This window comes from Streptomyces sp. NPDC057616, assembly GCF_042800575.1.
Lineage (GTDB): Bacteria > Actinomycetota > Actinomycetes > Streptomycetales > Streptomycetaceae > Streptomyces.
Window position 1 is genome coordinate 26,569 of record NZ_JBHVGU010000012.1, and the last position, 18,293, is coordinate 44,861.

Consider the following 18,293-nt stretch of genomic DNA (forward strand, 5'->3'; position numbering starts at 1 on the left):
GGGGGGGGGGGGGGGGGGGGGGGAGAGGGGGGGGGGGGGGGAGGGGGGCGGCGCGAGAGGGCGACGGTCTCCAGCGCGTGGGGGTCTTTGGGTGGGTGTTCTTGTGACGCCGCGCCCCTCCCCGCCCCCCCGCCGCCGATCACCACCAGTCGTTCCCGTGCAGCGCTCATGTTCATGTGAACACGCTACGGGGGCAGGGCATTTCAGTCCTCGTCGCCGCCCTTGCGCGTGCCGCCGCCGGGAACGGGAGGAGCCGCCGGCAGCGGGCCGAGCGCGCTCGTCGCGGGCGCGTGGGCCGGGCGGCGCGGCAGCCGGGGCCGGACCAGCCGCAGCCAGGCCAGCACGATCAGGGCGGCCACCGCGGCGAACGGCAGCACCGCGCCGATCACCACCGCCAGCCAGCGCAGCATGGTCACGAACGCGTCCCAGCCGCCCGCGAGCGCGTCCACGAACCCGGGGCTCTCGTCCTCGGCGGCCGTCTTCACCGGGGTCTCCGACAGGGAGAGGGTGATCGTGGCCAGGCTCGTGCGGTCCTTCAGCGACGCCTGCTGGGCGAGCAGCGCCTCCAGGTCGGCCTCCCGGCTGCTCAACTCGCCCTCCAGCTCCACCACGTCGCTGAGCTTGGTGGCCTGGTCCATCAGCTCACGGACCCGGACCACGCTCGCGCGCTGCGACCTGATGCGGCTGTCTACGTCGACGACCTGGTCCGTGACGTCCTCGGCCTTCGCGGTGCGGTCGAGCAGCTTGCCCGCGCCCTGGAGGTCGGCGAGGACCTCGTCGTACTTCTCGACCGGCACGCGCAGCACGACCCGGGTGCGCTCGCGGCCCTTCTCGTCCCGCGTGGTCGTCTCGTCGCCGACGTAGCCGCCCGCGTTCTCGGTGGTGGTGCGGGCCTCGTCGAGGGCCTTCGGCACGTCCTTGACCTGCACGGTCAGTGAGGCGGTGCGGATGATGCTGCTGGTGAGCCGGGGCGCCCGGGCCTGCTGGGCGCCGCCCGCGCCCTTCTCACCGCCCGGCGCGGAGCCCTTGGCGTCGCTCTGCGCGGCGGGTTTGTCGCCCGCCGCCTTGCTGGAGGAGTCGCTGCCGCCCGCGCTGCATCCGGTCAGCGCGAGCGTCGCGGCGAGCAGGACTGCGGCCAGGGCCGGTACGGGTCGTACGGGATGCGGTGAGCGCATGTGCTGAACCCCCGAGGGTGGTGACGTCTGACGCTTCTTCGACGCCCGAAGGGGTCGGGACGTTGGACCCGCACGGTCCCGATGCGGTCACGGTCGGGACTCGTCCCGGACACCGGGCCGCCGACGGTCTGTCAGCGGGGTCTGAGAGGCTGGTGACATGCGCGAACAGGAGAGCCGCACGGGTGCGGGGCAGGTCGTCGTCATCGGGGCCGGGATCGCCGGGCTGGCCGCGGCGCACCGGCTGCTCGGGCGCGGTGCGCGGGTGACCGTGCTGGAGGCGTCGGACCGGGTCGGCGGCAAGCTGCTGCCGGGCGAGATCGCCGGCACGCGCGTGGACCTCGGCGCCGAGTCCCTGCTGGCCCGCAGGCCGGAGGCGGTGGCCCTCGCGCGCGAGGTGGGCCTCGACGAGCGCCTCCGGCCGCCGGCCACCGCCACCGCCTCCATCTGGACGCGCGGTGCCCTGCGCCCCATGCCCAAGGGCCATGTCATGGGCGTCCCCGGGACCGCCGCCGCCCTGGCCGGCGTGCTGTCCGACGAGGGCCTCGCCCGCATCGAGCGCGACGCCGACCTGCCCCGCACGGAGGTCGGCGACGACGTGGCGGTCGGGGAGTACGTGGCGGCGCGGCTCGGCCGGGAGGTCGTCGACCGCCTGGTGGAACCCCTGCTCGGCGGTGTCTACGCGGGCGACGCGTACCGCATCTCGATGCGCTCGGCGGTCCCGCAGCTCTACCAGGCCGCGCTGACGCACGACTCGCTCACCGAGGCGGTCCGCGAGATCCAGGCCAGGGCCGCCGCGGCGCAGCAGACCGGCCCCGTGTTCATGGGCATCGAGGGCGGCGTGGGCAGCCTGCCGCTCGCGGTGGCCGCGTCGGTGCGGGCCCGGGGCGGCGAGATCGTCACCGGGGCCGCGGTCACCGAGCTGCGCCGTGAGGGCGGCGGGACCTGGCGCGTCGTCGCCGGTGACCGCGTGCTGCGCGCGGACGCCGTGATCGTCGCCGTGCCCGCCCCGGCCGCCGCCGCACTGCTGCGGGCCGAGGCGCCGGCCGCCGCGACCGAACTCGCCGCCGTGGAGTACGCGTCCATGGCCCTGATCACCCTCGCCTACCGCCGGGAGGAGGCGGCCCTGCCCGAGGGCAGCGGCTTCCTCGTGCCGCCGGTCGACGGGCGCACCATCAAGGCGTCGACGTTCGCCTCCCGGAAGTGGGGCTGGATCGCGGACGACAACCCCGAGCTGCTGGTCCTGCGCACCTCGGTCGGGCGGTACGGCGAGACGGAGATCCTCGGGCGCGAGGACGCCGACCTGGTGGACCTCTCCCGCCACGACCTGCGCGAGGCCACCGGCCTCGACGCCGAGCCGGTCGAGACGCGTGTCACCCGCTGGACCGACGGCCTGCCGCAGTACCCCGTCGGCCACCACGCGCGCGTGGCCCGTGTCCGCGAGCACGTCGCCAAGCTGCCGGGTCTCGCCCTGTGCGGCGCGCAGTTCGACGGGGTCGGCATCCCGGCGTGCATCGCGAGCGCGTACGCGGCGGTGGACCAGCTGGAAGGCGACCTGAGGGGTGTGCAGGAGCTCACCGCCAACCCGGTGCAGAGTCTGCACGGCGGAGCGGGAGAATAGGGGACATGAGCGACGACGCCCCCACCACCGAGCCCGGCAGGATCCCCAACAAGGGCAAGCTGGCCAAGGACCTCAACGAGGTCATCCGCTACACGCTGTGGTCCGTCTTCAAGCTGAAGGACGTGCTGCCCGCCGAGCGGGCGGGTTACGCCGACGAGGTCCAGGAGCTGTTCGACCAGCTCGCCGCGAAGGACGTGACGATCCGCGGCACGTACGACCTCTCGGGCCTGCGCGCCGACGCCGACCTCATGATCTGGTGGCACGCGGAGACCGCGGACCAGCTGCAGGAGGCGTACAACCTCTTCCGCCGCACGAGGCTCGGCCGCGCGCTCGAGCCGGTCTGGTCGAACATGGCGCTGCACCGCCCCGCCGAGTTCAACCGCTCGCACATCCCCGCGTTCCTCGCCGACGAGACGCCGCGCAACTACGTCAGCGTGTACCCCTTCGTGCGCTCCTACGACTGGTACCTGCTGCCCGACGAGGACCGCCGCCGCATGCTCGCCGACCACGGCAAGATGGCGCGGGGCTTCCCGGACGTGCGCGCCAACACGGTCGCCTCGTTCTCCCTCGGCGACTACGAGTGGATCCTGGCCTTCGAGGCCGACGAACTGCACCGCATCGTCGACCTCATGCGCCACCTGCGCGGCTCCGAGGCCCGCCGCCACGTCCGCGAGGAAATCCCGTTCTACACGGGCCGCCGCAAGGACATCGCGGAACTGATCGCGGACCTGGCCTGAGCGGAAGCCGCCGGTGGTGGCCCGCGGGCCGGCGTCAGCCTCTGGCGGTCTTGCCCTTCAGGGTGTCCTTGAGGGGGGTCTGGTGGGCTCGGGCGGTGGTTGAGGGCTTGGGCTCGGTGTGCGGGGCGCAGGAGGCGCGCCGGTCCGGCGTGCGGCCGTCCAGCAGGTAGGCGTCGAGGTAGCCGTTGACGCACTTGTTGGGGCCGCCGGCGATGCCGTGCGTGCCCGCGTCCCGCTCGGTCACCAGGACCGAGCCGGACAGCCGCCGCTGCATCTCCAGGGCGCCGTCGTACGGTGTCGCAGCGTCCCGCTCCGCGGCCAGGATCAGCGTCGTCGGCAGCTCACCGGGCCCGGTCCGCACGTCCAGCGGCTGCTGCCGGGGCGCCGGCCAGTAGGCGCACGGCAGGTTCATCCACGCGTTGTCCCAGGTCTCGAACGGCGCCACGCGCGCGAGCCGCGTGTTGTCGCGGTCCCAGACCTTGAAGTCGGTCGGCCAGGCGGAGTCGTTGCACTCGACGGCCGTGTAGACCGCGTTGGAGTTCTCCGCCTCGGCCGCCGCCTCCGTGGCCGGCCCCGCCTGCTCGACGAGCGGCTTCGGGTCGCCCTTCAGATACGCCGACAGCGCCTGGGCGCGCCGCGGCCAGTAGTCGTCGTAGTAGCCGGCCGACAGGAACGCGGCCTGGAGTTCCGCGGGACCCACCTTGCCCCCGGCCGGCTGGGCGGCCAGCTGCGCGCTCGCCTTGGCGTAGTTGTGCTGGACGGTCGCCACGGTCGTGCCCAGCCCGTACACGTCGTCGTGCCGGGCGATCCACTGCCGGAAGTCCGTCCAGCGGCTCTCGAACGCGGCCGACTGGTCGAGGTTGTTGCGGTACCAGATCTGCTCGGGCGCCGGGTTCACCGCCGAGTCGAACACCATCCGCCGCACGTGCGAGGGGAACAGCGTCGCGTACAGGGCCCCGAAGTAGGTGCCGTACGACGCCCCCATGAACGTCAGCTTCTGCTCGCCCAGCGCCGCCCTCAGCACGTCCAGGTCACGCGCGTTGTTGAGGGAGTTGAAGTGCCGCAGCCCGCTGCCCGACCGCTTGGCGCAGCCCTGCGCGTAGGCCTTCGCCTGCGCGATGCGCTCTTTCTTGTACGACTCCGACGGGTGCGTGGGCGCCTGCGACGGCGCCTTGTAGAACCGCCCCGGGTCCTCGCAGGACAGCGGCGCGGACAGGCCGACGCCGCGCGGGGAGTAGCCGACCAGGTCGTAGGCGGAGGCGATGCGCTTCCACTCCGGGAGCAGGCCGACGAGCGGGAAGTACCGGCCGTCGCCGCCCGGGCCGCCGGGGTTGTAGACCAGCGCGCCCTGCCGCCGCACCCGCACCTTGCTGTTGTGCGGGTCCTTGTGCGTGGCGGCCACCCGCGTGACGGTCAGCTTGATCTGCTTGCCGGCGGGGTGGGCGTAGTCGAGAGGGACGGACACCGTGCCGCACTGCATGGCGCCGGGCATGTCCTTGACGTCGGAGCACTTCCCGAAGGCGATGCCGGCCGCCCGGGCCCGCGCGGCCGCCACTGCCGTGCCCCGCAGCTCGGCCGCGCCGGGGGCAGCCGCCGCACCCGCCGCACCCGGCGCGGCCGGTGCGCTCCCGGCCGGGGCCAGCGCCAGGGCGGTCAGGAGCAAGGATCCGGCGGCCGAGTAGAGGGCGGCAGCTCTCATGACGTATCCCTTCGGTGCATGGCAGCGACAAAAGGGATGTTTCGTTCGGTGTATGGAGAAGGCAAGCACCAAGAGGAGGTGTCGGCGCCAATGCCCCCTATGCGCCCCCGATGTGCGGTTCGCGCCAGGGCTGGTCGCGGTGTGCGAAGGCCGCGCGCAGGTCCGGTTCGCCGATCGCGCGGACGCCTCGTACGGCCACGGTGGTGAGGTACGTACGGTCGTCGCCGCTCGTGGCGCGCCGGGTCAGGGCGCCCAGCAGCCGCTGCCCGGCGGGAGAGGCCCAGCGCGAGTACGGGTGGACCTCGACCCGCGCTATGGCCAGGCAGCTCAGGGTCAGCGCGAGCGGCAGCGCGAACCAGAGGGCGACCAGGGCGCGCGGCATGTCCGGCTGGGCGGGCACCAGCAGCGCGGTCGCACCCAGGGCGAGCACCGCGAGCGCGGCGAGCCGCACCTGGCGCACGCCGGCCGCGACGGTGGTGCGGGCGCCTGCGGGCACGGCCAGTCCCGCGTCGACGAGCCGGTCGGCGAGACCGGCGACGGCGTCCGCGGAGGCTGCGGCCGCCCGTACGGGGGCGATGCGGCTCTGCCCCTCGGGCCCGATGGCCCCGATGACCGACCGCTCCATGTCGTCCCGGCCGCGCGGGTCGACCACCGTGGCCCAGCCGGTGTGGGCGAGCAGCAGCCGCCGCTGTCTGGCCATCGAGATCATGGTCAGGTCGGCGACCCGGCCGGGCCCGCCGGACAGGAAGGCGGCCTCGTAGAGGGTCAGCTCATGACGCCTGGCGTCTCCTCGGACGTCCGCGTCGCCGGCCGCCGCGCGTACGGCGGCCAGGCACAGGCGTGTGCACGCGGTGCCGGCCGCGGCCCAGGCCAGCAGCAGGAGAAGGACCCAGAACATGCCGCGTTTCTATGCCAGATGCTCTGGGGAACGCCATGCCCTGTTCACAATACGGACAAGGCGTCGCCGGTATGTGACGTTCCGTTTGGTCCGCCCGTCACGGCGGCGGGCTGGAGGCGGGCGGCGGGAGCGGGTAGGTCGGGGACGGCGACGCCGTGACGGGCGTGGCCGGGCTCGGGTCCGCCGCCGGGCCGGGCGGGGCCGGGGAGCCGGTGAGCGGGGGTGTGCTCGCCGAGGCCATGTCCTGGGCGAGCGCGTTCCAGTCCACGTACCCCGTGGCCTCCAGGACCTTGATGTGGTCCAGCACGGTCGTGTTGGCGTCGTCGGCGAGCGAGCGCACCTGCGCGTTGCGGGTGGTCGCGCGGACCTGGGCGACGAGGGAGAACACCTTGCCGTGCGCCAGCCGCGCGATGTTCACGAACTGGCGGTCGTAGTCCGTGCCCTGGGCCGCGTTCAGGGTGGCGAGCCACTGCCGCTGCTGGGCGTTGGGCTCGTTGGGCAGCCGGAGCCCGAGCTTGGCGGCCACGTCCCGCACCCGCTGGTCGAGGAAGGTGTGCCCCTCCACCAGGTGCTGCCCCGCCGTGCGTACGGCCTCGGTGGTGCCCTTCTGCTCGGCCTCCTGCCCGGCGGGCAGCTCCCACAGCCCGGCCAGCCGGACCCGGGTGACGAAGTCGCGGTCGAGGTCGGACAGCGGACCGTACCGGGTCGGCACGGTGTGGGCGCTCAGCGTGCCGGCCGCGGTGCCCGTGCCGGTGCCCGATCGGTCGGCGTAGGACCAGATCGGGAAGATCAGCGCGAGCAGGGTGGCCATCAGGCCGATGACGATGACGCCGGTGCCGCTGACTATGCCTCGGCCCTTGAGGGGTGGTCGGGGTCGCATGGTGCCTCCTGTACGGCACCGCATATTACTGCGGGGTTCGAGCGCCCCCTCAGCGGTGCAGCAGCACCCGCCGGGCCACCCGCGCCACCCGCTGCGACCTCGGTCGGGGACCCGACCGCTCCAGCCACCACGCCCTGAGCTCCCGCCGGACGCGGCCCTCCTCGAGGTGTCCGTCGAGCAGCAGATGCCCGGCGAAGTCCAGGGCGTCCCTGCGGTAGCCGCCCGTCATCGGGTGCCCGTGGGCGTAGGCGAGGAAGGCGGTCCGGTACGTCCCGCCGAGGATCTCCGGCAGTTCGGGCGCCACCTTGGCCACGACGTCCGCCCGCTTCCCGGCGAGTGCCCGCGCCTGCATCCCCAGCCGCACCCGGTCGAACCCCTCCGGCACGGGAGTCCCGGCGACGAGCGCGGACAGCAGCGCGGTCTGGGCGAGCGCGAGGCGCTGGCGGGCGGCGTGGGTGGCGGAGGAGGGGGCGGCCCGGGCGCCGGTGCCGGCCACCGCCTCCCGCTCGTCCCGCCGGGCCCGCCCCTTCTCGACGGCCACCCGGATCGCCTTCAACTCCCCTTCCAACTCGGCCGGTTCGGGGAAGTTCTCGTCCCGCTCCAGCAGCACGCCAGGCGGTGAGACCCGGGAGGCGAGGTCGGTGAGGATGTCGAGGACCGGCTGCGGGACCGGGTGGGCGTGGCTGTCGTGCCAGACGCCGTCGCGCGCGAAGCCGCCCGCGACATGGACGTAGGCGATGGCCTCCAGGGGAAGCTCGGCGAGCGCCTTCGCCGGGTCCTCGCCGCGGTTGACGTGGTTGGTGTGCAGGTTGGCCACGTCGATCAGGAGCCGTACGCCGGTCCGGTCGGCGAGCTCGTACAGGAACTGCCCCTCGGTCATCTCCTCGCCCGGCCAGGAGATCAGGGCGGCGATGTTCTCGACGGCGAGCGGCACCGGCAGCGCGTCCTGCGCGATGCGGACGTTCTCGCACAGCACGTCGAGGGCGTCCCGGGTGCGCGGCACGGGCAGCAGGTGCCCGGCCTCCAGGAGCGGGGAGGCGGTCAGCGGGCCGCCCGCCCGTACGAACGCGATGTGCTCGGTGACCAGCGGCGATCCCAGTGCCTCGGCCCGCTCGGCGAGCGCGGCGAGCCGTCCGGCGTCCGGACGGTCGGCGCCGCCGAGGCCGAGCGAGACGCCGTGCGGGACGACGGTGACGCCGCGGGCGCGCAGCCGCCGCAGCGACGCGGGCAGGTGCCCGGGGCACACGTTCTCGGACACGGCCTCGACCCAGTCGATGCCCGGCATGCGCTCCACGGCGTCGGCGATCTCCGGCCGCCACCCGATGCCCGTTCCCAGTCGCTCCATGTCCGTCCCCCTCCTCGGCCGTGTCCCGGTCCTCGCGTCCGCGGCGATGCGTCTCCTCCGTCACGTCGTCCTTGACGTGACGGAGGTATGGCCCCGCTGTCCGGGCCCGAATCCCTGCCCGCCCACCTTCAGAGCAAGATTTGAGGTTCGCGGCTCACTCCAGCAGGCCCTGCGGGTCCGCCGGATCGGGCCGGTCCGTGTTGACCGTGCCGGGTGCGCCCGGGGAGGGGCGCGAGGTCGTCCTGATGTCGCCGCCGCCCTCCGCGGCCGGCGCCGAGGGCGCCACCTGGCCGGGGACCGGCGCGGGCGGGCCGGTCGGGCTGGCGGTGGTGCCGGAGACCGCGTCGTTGGCGATGGCGTCGAAGTCGACCCTGCCGGTCTTCTCCAGGATCGTGATGTGGTCGAGCACCGTCTGGTTGGCGTCCGAGGCCAGCTGCCGTACGAGGGAGTTGCGGGTGGTGTTCCGGACGGTGCCGATGGCCGGGAAGATCTTGCCGTGCGCGGAGCGCAGCAGGTTGACGAAGGTGTACTCGTACGCCGTGCCCGTCGCCGCGTCCATCTGCCGCAGCCAGCCCTGCTGTTGCTCGTTCGGCTGGTTCGGCAGGGGGACGCCGAGCCGGGCCGCGACGATGCGCACCCGCTTGTCCAGGTCGGTGTGGCCGACGACGAGGTGGTCGCCGGCCTCCCTGATCGCCCGGCTGGGGGCGCGCTCGATCGCCTGCTGCCCGGCGGGCAGCTCCCACAGCCCGGCCAGCCGCACCCGCACGATCAGATCGCGGTCGGCGGCGGTCAGCGGGCCCCACTCGGTGTTCACGGTCCCCGCCGCCACGTTCGCCTGTCCGGTGCCGAGCCGGTCGGCGTACTGCCACACGGGGAACACCAGCACACCGAGGGTGGCGACGAGGGCCGCGCCGAGCAGGGCCGAGCCGTTGATCCGCATGCTCAAGGAGACCTCCCGGGGGGAACCGACTGGTGCCGGGAGATACGCGCGGGGCGCACCCGTCGTTCAAACAACGGGTAAAGAATCACATCGTTCGGCAAAGCCTCCTGGTCAGCGGAGTGCCGGGTGGTCGGCCACCACGGTGCAGGAGCCCGGGGCGATCTCCGTGAAGCCCGCGTCGCGCACCAACGGCAGCCCACTGGACGTCAGTTCGTCCCAGCGCGCCGGGTCGGCGGTGCGCACGGCGAGCGCGAAGCCGCTGTCGCGCCAGGCGGCCCGGTCCTCGTCCGGCAGGTCCCACCAGGCCAGTTGGGCGGCGTGGCCCGCCTGGGCCATCGCCTTGCCCGCGGACATGTCCAGGCCCGGGTTGAGCCACAGGACCGGGAGGGCCGGGTCCGGCGCGGCCGGCGGCTCCGGGTCGTCGAGATCGGTGCCGGACACCTGCAGTTTCGCCAGATCCTTGGGCCAGCCGTCGAGCGGCACGGGCGGGAACACCCGCACCTCGGCCGACTTCCCGCTCTCCGTGATGCCGGGCAGGGCCTCGGCCCGCCGCCACTCGGCGCCGCGGGCGCGCCGCACCACCTTGCGGATCCGGGCGTCCTGCCAGTCCCGCACCGCCTCGGCCCACTCGCCGTCCCCGAGGGACCGCTCGTCGCTGAGCATCACGAGCACGGCGCGGGCGGCGGTCTCCAGCGCGTCGGTGCGGGCGGGCGGCGACGCCTTCTCGATGCGCACGACGAGGGGCAGCACGAACTGCGGTGCCCGGTCCCGCTCGCCGGGCTCGGAACGGAACGGGCTGTCGGCGGAGGACGTCGCTTCATGGTTCACACCGGCCAACTTTAAGGGGGCGCCGGACGGTGCCCCTTTGGGAGGATGCCCGCATGCGACGCGATCTTCGGCTGGACGGCGTCGGCCGCCGCTACGGGCTGCGCGGCCCTTGGGTGCTGCGCGGCGTCGACCTCGCCCTGGCACCGGGCACGCTGACCCGCGTCGAGGGGGCGAACGGCACCGGCAAGTCCACACTGCTGCGGCTCCTGGCCGGCATCGACGCCCCCACCGAGGGCCGGATCACCGGCCGCCCCCGCACCGCCTACGTCCCCGAACGGTTCCCGTCGGCCCTCCCGTTCACCGCGCACGGCTATCTCGCCCACCTCGGCACGATCCACGGTCTGTCCCGCGCGACCGCGCTCCGCGCCGCCGGCGAGTGGCTGGAGCGGTTCGGCGCCGCCGGCTACGCCAGCACCCCCATGGCGCGGTTGTCCAAGGGCAGCAGCCAGAAGGTCGCCGTGGCGCAGGCGCTGCTCGCCGAGCCGGAGCTGCTCGTCCTCGACGAGGCCTGGACGGGCCTGGACACCGCCGCCCGCGGCGAACTGGAGCGCGCGGTCGCGGAGCGCACGGCGGCGGGCGGGGCCGTCGTGTTCGTGGACCACGACCCGGGCCGCCTCGCGGGAGCGCCGGACACGACGTGCACGGTGCGCGACGGTGCCCTGGAGTGCCGTACGCGGGAGGTCGCCGCGGCGGACGACGGTCCGCGGGTCGTGGTCGACGCGCAGGGCCCGCCGGGCGCCCGGCCGCCCACCGGTGCTTCGGATGCCGTCGTCGCGGCGGAGGAGACCGCGCCGGGCCGCTTCCGCCTCACCGTCCCCGCGTCCCACTCGGACGTCGTGCTGCGCACCCTGCTGACGGCCCGCCCGCCGTGGCACGTGAGGGCGGTGCGCCCCCTCGACCAGGACAGCCACGACAAGGTCCACCACGACACCGGCAGCAGCGACACCGGCAGCCACGAGAAGGACAGCCACCGATGACCGCCCTCCTGCGCTACCAGGCCGCCCTCCTTCTGCGCTCGCAGCGCTGGCTGCCGCCGGTCATCCTCTACGCGGCCTTCCTCGGCATCGGGCTCCAGGGCGGGCAGCCGGTGCTCGACTCGCTCGGCTACGCGGCCGCCGCCCTGCTGCCGGTCGCGGCCTGGCTGGTGCGGATCTGCGTCACGGTCGAGCCGCCCGCGGCCCGCGCCTGCGTGGCCGCCGCCTCCGGATCCGGGCGGGCCCATCTGGCCCGGCTGCTGGTGGCGTTCGCCGCGGCCGCCCTGCTCGGCACGGTGGCGACCGTCTTCGTGGCGCTGATCAGCGACCCGGTGAGCACCGACCGCCACACCCGGGTGCCGCTGCTCCCGGCGGGTGCGGCCGGGCTGCTCGCCGCGCTGGCCTGCGCCCTGCTCGGCACGGCCGTCGGCGCGCTCACCAACTGGCCGGTGCTGCGCTCGCCCGGCCGCGCGGTCCCGGCGACGCTGCTGGCGGCCCTGCTGTCGGTGGTGGCGACGGGCTCGCCCGCGCAGGCGGCGGTCAGCGGCCTGGTCACCGGCTCGCAGTCGGGCACCGTCCCGGTGCCCCTGCTCCCGGCGGCCGGGGCCGCCGTCCTCGCGGCGGCGGCGACCGCGGCGGCCTGCGCGCTCTCGTCCCGCCGCGGCACGTGATCCCCCGGTACGACTCGGGCGATGCGGTGTCAGCCGGTCACCGGTGGCCTCCTGCGGCCCCGATCAGCTCGGACACCTTCACGAACCGGAAGCCCTTGGCGCGCAGCTCGGGCACGACCGTGCGGACGGCCTGCTCGGTGACCGGAGCCGCGCTGCGCGTGCAGTGCATGACGACGACCGAGCCCGGGCGCACCCCGTCGAGCACCTGCCGCGCCACCGCGCCGGCGTCCGTCGCGAACGCGTCCCCGCTCACCACGTCCCACTGCACGGGGGTGACACCGGTCGGGGCCAGCGCCTGCAGCGTCCGCCGGTCGTAACACCCGCCAGGGAAGCGGAAGTACGGCATCGCGTCCGGCACCCCCGCCTTGCGGAACGCCGTGTACGCCCGCTCCACGTCCGTCCTCATCCGGTCCGGGGACATGGTCGGCAGGCCGTAGCAGTTCGCGGTGAAGGCGTAGTGGCTGTAGGAGTGGTTGGCCACCTCGAACAGCGGGTCGCGGCCGATGGAGCGCGCCTCGCTCGGATACTCGTCGGCCCACCGGCCGGTCATGAACAGGGTCGCCGGCACCTTCAGCGCCCGCAGTGTGGCGATCAGCTGCGGATTGTCGAAGCGCTCACCGGCCGCGGCCCGCGGCCCCTCGTCCGCGGTCATGTCGGCGTCGAAGGTGAGCGCGACCGTCCTGCCCCGCGTGCGCGGGCCGTTCGTGAAGACGCGGGCGAGTCCTGCCGGGCCGGGCGCGAGGGTCGGCGGCCGGGACGGGGCGGCGGAGGTGGCGGAGGGTGCCGGGCGGGCGGCGTGGGGCGCCTCGGGGGCGCCGCAGGCGGTGAGGACGGCGCCGGCCGCGCAGGCGAGTGCGCAGGCCGCGGCCACTTGTCGTACTTGAATGATCACCGTACGAACATAAGCGTGCAAAACGGGCAAATGGTGGACCGGCGCGCTCAGCGGCCGTAGCGCCCGGTCAGGTGTCCGGAGGCGAGGGCGTGGCCGGTCAGCGCGCGCTTCACGGCGTCGGCGGAGGCGCCGGACGCGAGGTGGAGGACGCGGTCGGCGGCGTACGCGGAGAAGACGTAGCGGTGCCGTTGGCCCTTGGGCGGGCAGGGGCCCCCGTAGCCGTTCTTCCGGAAGCCGTTGCGGCCCTGCTCCGCGCCCCGCGGGACCTGCCCGGTCGTCCAACCGCCCTGGGACGGGGGCGCGTTCCACACCACCCAGTGGACGAAGGTGCCGTGCGGGGCGTCGGGGTCCTCGACGAGGACGGCGAGCCCCTTCGAGCCGGACGGCAGCCCGGAGAACGACAGCGGGGGCGAGACGTTCCCGCCGTCGCAGGTGTAGCGGCGCGGGATCGTGCCGCCGTCGGCGAAGGCCGGACTGGAGACGGTGATCCGCTGCGAGGCGCTGGGTGGGGGGGCGGACGTGTCACCGCCGTCGCCCCCGCACCCCGAAATCAGCCCCACCGCCGCCGAGGCGGCGACGATCACGAGCCTGCGTCGCATGGACGGAACGCTAGCCGCGCCCCCGCACGGCCGCTACCCGCGCCACGGCCCGGTGACCGCGAACGTCGTGCCGGGCGTGTAGCAGTTGACGTACATCGTGGAGCCGTCGGGGGAGAAGGTGACGCCGGCGAACTCGCCCCACTCGGGGGCGTCCGGGGTGCCGATGTTCTGGCGTCCGCGGGCCATCGCGTACACCTCGCCCTTCCGGGTGACGCCGAAGACGTGCTGGGCGCCGTTGCCGTCCTCGCAGACCATGAGGCCGCCGCTGGGGGCCAGGCAGATGTTGTCGGGTGACTCGCCGGGCAGCTGCAGATCCGTGTCCGGGCCGAAGACGATGACCAGGGTGAGCCGGCGCGCGGCGGGGTCGTAGCGCCAGATCTGGCCGTAGTGGTCGGCCGCCGAACCGTCGGCGGCGCGCGCGAAGGACGACACGAAGTACACGCACCGCCCGCCCCAGTAGCAGCCCTCCAGCTTCTGCGCGTGCGTGATGCCCTTCGGCCCGAAGTCCTGCAGCCGCACCGGCGTCTCGGCCGCGAGCGGGTCCGGTACGTCGGCCCACTCGACGCCGCCGAACTCCGCTCCCGGCTCCTGGACGGTCGACAGATCGGGTACGCCCGGCACGCGCATCGCCTGCAGCCGGCCGCCCGCGCGCAGTGAACCGACGCCTCCGCGCGGCCGGTCGGGCAGGAAGCGGTAGAAGAGGCCGAAGGGCTTGAGGAACGCGTCCTCGGTCTCGTAGACGATCCCGCGCCCGGGGTCGATCGCGATCGCCTCGTGCTGGAAGCGGCCCATCGCGGTCAGCGGGACGGCGCCGGTGCGGTGCGGGTCGGCCGGGTCGACCTCGAAGACGAAGCCGTGGTCCTTGGTGTAGCCGCTGGTGCCGGCCTTGTCCTCGGTCTCCTCGCAGGTGAGCCAGGTGCCCCAAGGAGTGGGCCCGCCCGCGCAGTTGACGGCCGTGCCGGCGATGGCGACCCGCTCGGACAGGACATTGCCGTGCCGGTCCAGGGTCAGGGCCGTGCAACCGCCCTTGCCCGCCGGGTCGTAGGTGAGGCCCTCGACCGTCGGGACGGCGAACGTCGCCGTGGGGCGGTTCTCGTGGTTGCGGACCAGGTGGACGCGGCCGTGCCGGGCGGGCAGGGCGGTCATGCCGTCGTGGTTGGAGGGGACGGTGCCCTCGCCGGAGCGCAGCCGGTCGCCCTCACGGGAGAGGACCTTGTAGCGGAAGCCCTTCGGGAGGTCGAGGAGGCCGTCCGGGTCGGGGACCAGGGGGCCGTAACCGGTGTGGCCGAGACCTTGCGCGGCCGCGGTCCCGGCGAAGAGTTCGGAGAGGGCTCCGGTGAAGGCGATGCCCGCTCCCAAGGCACCGGAGCGGGCGAGGATCTGACGTCGTGTCGCAGACATACGGGGACAACCCTCCTGCTGGCGGACAGGAACTGTGACCCCGCTGTGTCTATCACCCGGCGTGCGGCTCCGGAACCACGCGCGTAGCACGTGTCACTCGCCGAGCTCCCGTGGCGGCTGCTGGTCGTGCGGGGGTTCGAGCGAGTGCTCGTGCGGGGCTTCGTGCGCCTTCTCCAGGAAACGCAGCAGCTCCACCGGGAAGGGCAGGACCAGCGTCGAGTTCTTCTCGGCCGCGACCGCCGTCACCGTCTGGAGCAGCCGCAGTTGGAGCGCGGCGGGGGTGTCGGCCATCTGCTGCGCGGCCTCGGCGAGCTTCTTGGAGGCCTGGAGCTCGGCGTCCGCGTTGATGATGCGGGCCCGGCGGTCGCGGTCGGCCTCGGCCTGCCGGGCCATGGAGCGCTTCATGCTCTCCGGCAGGGAGACGTCCTTGATCTCGACGCGGTCGATCTGCACGCCCCAGCCGATGGCCGGGCTGTCGATCATCAGCTCCAGCCCCTGGTTGAGCTTCTCGCGGTTGGAGAGCAGGTCGTCGAGGTCGCTCTTGCCGATGATCGAGCGCAGGGACGTCTGCGCCATCTGGGAGACGGCGAACTTGTAGTCCTCGACGTTCACCAGCGCGGCCGCCGCGTCGACGACCTTGAAGTAGACGACGGCGTCCACGCGCACGGTCACGTTGTCCCGGGTGATGCCCTCCTGGGCCGGGATCGGCAGCGTCACGATCTGCATGTTGACCTTGCTCATGCGCTCCGCGACCGGAAGGATCATGGTGAAGCCGGGCGCGCGCGCCTCACCCGCCAGCCGCCCGAGCCGGAACACGACCCCGCGCTCGTACTGCTTGACGACCCGTGCCGCGGCCGCGAAGTAGACGATTCCCACGGAACAGGCGGCCACGCCCGCCGTCACCAGCTCAGGGACCATGGCGACCTTCTTCGTCAGAGGTCTTGAACGTCTGCTTCTGCAACGATATGCCCGGTTGCCGGTCCCGGGCCACGACGGGCTCCGGGACCGGCGACCGGGGTCCTCAGCTCACGGCGCCGTCACCCGCGCCGGCTCGGCGGGGGCCGTCACCCGCACCGGTTCGGTGCCGGCCGCGCTGTGCCGCTCGGCCCAGTTCTCCAGCGCCGTACGGCAGGCGTGGTCCAGGTGGTGCAGGCCGGACAGGTCCAGCTCCACCGGGCGGTCCTGGGGCAGCGCCTCCAGGCTGTCGAGGATCTTCGGCAGCCGCAGGAAGGTCGCGTTGCCCGAGAGGTACGCCTGCACGGGTCCCGCGCCCTTGTCGACGATCTCCAGCTTGAGGTGCGAGGCCTCCCAGGCCGTCTTGACGACGGACAGCGCCAGGCCGATCAGGACGCCCTCGAACATGCTGACCGCGACGATCGACACGGCCGTCACCATCAGGATCAGCGCCTCGCCGCGGTGCTCGCGCCACAGCGTCACGAGCCCGCGTACGGGGATCAGCTTGGCGCCGGAGTAGACCAGGACGCCCGCGAGTGCGGGGATCGGGATGTAGGCGAGGACGCCCGGCAGCAACGCCGCGAACAGCAGCAGCCACACGCCGTGCAGCACGCGGGACGCCTTGGTGCGGGCGCCCGCCTGGACGTTGGCCGCGCTGCGCACGATCACCGCGGTCATCGGCAGCGCGCCGAGCACACCGCACAGCGCGTTGCCCGCGCCCTGCGCGACCAGCTCCTTGTTGTACTGGGTGCGCGGACCGTCGTGCAGCCGGTCCACCGCCGCCGCGCTGAACAGCGACTCGGCGGAGGCGATCAGCGTGAAGGCGACGATCGTGCCGAGCAGGCCGACGCCGGCGAGCTCGCCGAAGGCGCTTGCCGGGGGCGGCTGGACGGAGCCCAGCAGGCCCTTCACCTCCACCGTCGCGATCCGCAGCGGGAGCACCGTCGCGACGACGGTGGCGAGGCCGACCGCGGCGAGCGGCCCGGGGACCGCGCGCAGCCGCTTCGGCATCCTCTTCCACAGCACCAGGACGGCGATGGTGCCCGCGCCCACGAGGAGCGAGGTGAGGGCCCGGGTGTGCCCGAGGGTGCCGACGAGCGCCCCCGGGAGCCGGGCTATCTTCTCCAGGCCGGCGGCGGGCGCCTCGGCGTCCGCCATCGAGTAGAGCTGCCCGGCGATCAGGACGAGGCCGATGCCGGCGAGCATGCCCTCGACGACCGAGACCGAGATGGCCCGGAACCAGCGCCCCAGCTTCAGGACGCCCATGAGGATCTGCAGCACGCCGGTGGCGAGCACGATCACGCCGAGGGCGGCGAGCCCGAACTCCCGCACGGCCTCCAGCACCAGCACGGTCAGGCCGGCCGCGGGTCCGGAGACCTGCAGGCTGCTGCCGCGCATGAGGCCGGTGACGATGCCGCCCACGATGCCGGTGACCAGGCCCAGTTCGGCCGGGACACCGGAGGCGACGGCCACGCCCACGCACAGCGGGAGCGCGACCAGGAAGACGACCAGGGATGCGGCGAAGTCCTGCCGCAGGTGGGGGAACTTGGTCATCATCGCGTCCCTCACAGGGCCTTGAAGGCGTCGGTCTGCGGGTCGTGCGTCAGCACGGCGCCGGTGTGGACCTCGTAGAACCAGGCGTGCAGGGACAGTTGACCGTCCTTGACCCGCTTCTCGATGTACGGGTACGAGCGCAGCCGCAGCAGCTGGGTCAGGACGTGGCTCTGCACGCCCTCGGTGACGGCCGGGTCCTCGACGGTGCCGGACGGGCGCGGGGTGGCGTGCGTCAGCCAGTCGCGCACGGCCGGCACGGCGGTCAGGTCGTCGCCGCGCACCAGGGCGCCGACGGCGCCGCAGTGCGAGTGCCCGCAGACGACGATGTCCCGCACGCCGAGCACCTCCACCGCGTACTCGACGGTGCACGCCTCGCTGGTGGGGTGCTCGGAGGCGTACGGCGGGACGATGTTGCCCGCGGTGCGCAGCTCGAAGAGCTCGCCCGGGCGGGCGCCGGTGATCAGGGCCGGGACGACCCGGGAATCGGAGCAGGTGATGAACAGCACCTGGGGGGACTGGCCTTCGGCGAGTCCGGCGAACTCCTCAGGGCGCTGTCCGAACAGACGGGCGTTGTCGATGAGGGGCTGCATGTGTGTGACTCCTCCTGGCGCGCCGCTGCGGCGCGTCGGTGTGGGCAGGACAGAGGTGGGGGGAACTGCTCTGCTGTCAGCAGCGGAAGACCTGAAGTGCTGCCGGGGTGTGGGCCGTCGAGGATCTCGACGTGCCGGGTGCCCGGATCGCGGCGGGCCGATGGGCGGCCGCCGGGCCCTGGGCGGGCTGCCCGCGCTCGGGTCCCTCGGGTGCGAAGTCCGCGACGCGGGTCCTCTCGCGGGTGCGCAGGGGGCCGGTCGGGCCTCCTGAGGGATCGCAGTGGCGGTGTGTGACCGTCTCGCCGCGCTGGGCGGCGCCGGACAGGGTGATTCCGGTCTGGGCCTTGGCCTCGACATGACGGGCCGTGTGCGCGGATGCGAAGGAAGTGGTGGGAGCGAAGAACGGAAGGGCGACCAGAACGGCGAGGAGGAGCGCCAGCGTGCTCCGGCCCGCGGTACAGCGGAACATGCGCCCCCTTCAGGTGGTTCACACCGTTTGTACGCACCAACTACAGCTCAGCCATTGATCAATGGAAGG

General features: G+C 73.7%; 18 protein-coding genes. 4 read left to right on the forward strand and 14 right to left on the reverse strand.

All coding sequences use genetic code 11. The features are described 5' to 3' along the window. Positions 1 to 203: 203 nt before the first annotated feature. Positions 204 to 1,175: a DUF4349 domain-containing protein gene (locus ACFU97_RS16770; RefSeq protein WP_384256600.1), complete on the reverse strand. Its 972-nt coding sequence runs from the start codon at positions 1,173 to 1,175 to the stop codon at positions 204 to 206. 157 nt (positions 1,176 to 1,332) lie between these two features. Here ACFU97_RS16770 and hemG point away from each other — a divergent pair, with 157 nt between their 5' ends. Continuing rightward, positions 1,333 to 2,793, forward strand: coding sequence for a protoporphyrinogen oxidase (hemG, locus tag ACFU97_RS16775; protein ID WP_384256603.1), 1,461 nt, complete (start codon positions 1,333 to 1,335; stop codon positions 2,791 to 2,793). Positions 2,794 to 2,798: 5 nt separating this feature from the next. Further along, positions 2,799 to 3,530, forward strand: coding sequence for a hydrogen peroxide-dependent heme synthase (gene hemQ, locus ACFU97_RS16780; RefSeq protein WP_384256606.1), 732 nt, complete (start codon positions 2,799 to 2,801; stop codon positions 3,528 to 3,530). Between the two features lie 34 nt (positions 3,531 to 3,564). On the opposite strand, the gene ACFU97_RS16785 is transcribed toward hemQ, so the two are convergent. From ACFU97_RS16785 to ACFU97_RS16810, 6 genes are all read right to left on the reverse strand, one after another. Continuing rightward, on the reverse strand, positions 3,565 to 5,229 hold the full coding sequence (locus tag ACFU97_RS16785; protein WP_384256608.1) for an alpha/beta hydrolase: 1,665 nt from the start codon (positions 5,227 to 5,229) through the stop codon (positions 3,565 to 3,567). 97 nt (positions 5,230 to 5,326) lie between these two features. Next, positions 5,327 to 6,127 (reverse strand): TIGR04222 domain-containing membrane protein, encoded by an 801-nt coding sequence (locus ACFU97_RS16790; protein ID WP_384256610.1) that lies wholly within the window; start codon positions 6,125 to 6,127, stop codon positions 5,327 to 5,329. Between the two features lie 97 nt (positions 6,128 to 6,224). Next, positions 6,225 to 7,007 (reverse strand): DUF4142 domain-containing protein, encoded by a 783-nt coding sequence (locus ACFU97_RS16795; RefSeq protein WP_384256613.1) that lies wholly within the window; start codon positions 7,005 to 7,007, stop codon positions 6,225 to 6,227. Positions 7,008 to 7,056: 49 nt separating this feature from the next. Next, positions 7,057 to 8,352, reverse strand: coding sequence for a DUF692 domain-containing protein (locus tag ACFU97_RS16800; RefSeq protein ID WP_384256615.1), 1,296 nt, complete (start codon positions 8,350 to 8,352; stop codon positions 7,057 to 7,059). 154 nt (positions 8,353 to 8,506) lie between these two features. Continuing rightward, on the reverse strand, positions 8,507 to 9,292 hold the full coding sequence (locus ACFU97_RS16805) for a DUF4142 domain-containing protein (protein ID WP_384257037.1): 786 nt from the start codon (positions 9,290 to 9,292) through the stop codon (positions 8,507 to 8,509). A gap of 111 nt (positions 9,293 to 9,403) precedes the next feature. After that, positions 9,404 to 10,120 (reverse strand): aminoacyl-tRNA hydrolase, encoded by a 717-nt coding sequence (locus tag ACFU97_RS16810; RefSeq protein WP_384256618.1) that lies wholly within the window; start codon positions 10,118 to 10,120, stop codon positions 9,404 to 9,406. Between the two features lie 53 nt (positions 10,121 to 10,173). Between ACFU97_RS16810 and ACFU97_RS16815 the strand changes: the two genes are divergently transcribed. Beyond that, entirely contained in the window at positions 10,174 to 11,097 is a 924-nt protein-coding gene (locus tag ACFU97_RS16815) for an ATP-binding cassette domain-containing protein (RefSeq protein WP_384256620.1), read from the forward strand. Beyond that, entirely contained in the window at positions 11,094 to 11,765 is a 672-nt protein-coding gene (locus tag ACFU97_RS16820; RefSeq protein WP_384256622.1) for an ABC transporter, read from the forward strand. The genes ACFU97_RS16815 and ACFU97_RS16820 overlap by 4 nt, the downstream gene beginning before the upstream one ends. Positions 11,766 to 11,802: 37 nt before the next feature. Here ACFU97_RS16820 and ACFU97_RS16825 read toward each other — a convergent pair whose 3' ends face one another. The 7 genes from ACFU97_RS16825 to ACFU97_RS16855 all read right to left on the reverse strand — a co-directional run bounded on the left by ACFU97_RS16825 (position 11,803) and on the right by ACFU97_RS16855 (position 18,224). Beyond that, entirely contained in the window at positions 11,803 to 12,657 is an 855-nt protein-coding gene (locus ACFU97_RS16825; protein WP_384256625.1) for a polysaccharide deacetylase family protein, read from the reverse strand. A 47-nt stretch (positions 12,658 to 12,704) separates the two neighbouring features. Next, a complete protein-coding gene (locus ACFU97_RS16830) occupies positions 12,705 to 13,256 on the reverse strand; it encodes a YbhB/YbcL family Raf kinase inhibitor-like protein (RefSeq protein ID WP_384256627.1) in 552 nt (183 codons plus the stop codon). Between the two features lie 33 nt (positions 13,257 to 13,289). Then, positions 13,290 to 14,657, reverse strand: coding sequence for an alkaline phosphatase PhoX (locus ACFU97_RS16835; protein WP_384256631.1), 1,368 nt, complete (start codon positions 14,655 to 14,657; stop codon positions 13,290 to 13,292). Positions 14,658 to 14,750: 93 nt separating this feature from the next. Then, positions 14,751 to 15,575, reverse strand: a complete 825-nt coding sequence (locus tag ACFU97_RS16840) for a slipin family protein (protein ID WP_384256633.1) — start codon at positions 15,573 to 15,575, stop codon at positions 14,751 to 14,753. 108 nt (positions 15,576 to 15,683) lie between these two features. After that, positions 15,684 to 17,168, reverse strand: a complete 1,485-nt coding sequence (locus tag ACFU97_RS16845; RefSeq protein ID WP_384256635.1) for a SulP family inorganic anion transporter — start codon at positions 17,166 to 17,168, stop codon at positions 15,684 to 15,686. 8 nt (positions 17,169 to 17,176) lie between these two features. Further along, positions 17,177 to 17,755 carry a carbonic anhydrase gene (locus tag ACFU97_RS16850; protein WP_384256638.1) on the reverse strand — a complete coding sequence of 193 codons (579 nt, stop codon included), beginning with the start codon at positions 17,753 to 17,755 and terminating at the stop codon, positions 17,177 to 17,179. A 76-nt stretch (positions 17,756 to 17,831) separates the two neighbouring features. Then, positions 17,832 to 18,224 carry a hypothetical protein gene (locus tag ACFU97_RS16855; protein WP_384256640.1) on the reverse strand — a complete coding sequence of 131 codons (393 nt, stop codon included), beginning with the start codon at positions 18,222 to 18,224 and terminating at the stop codon, positions 17,832 to 17,834. Between the last annotated feature and the right edge of the window lie 69 nt (positions 18,225 to 18,293).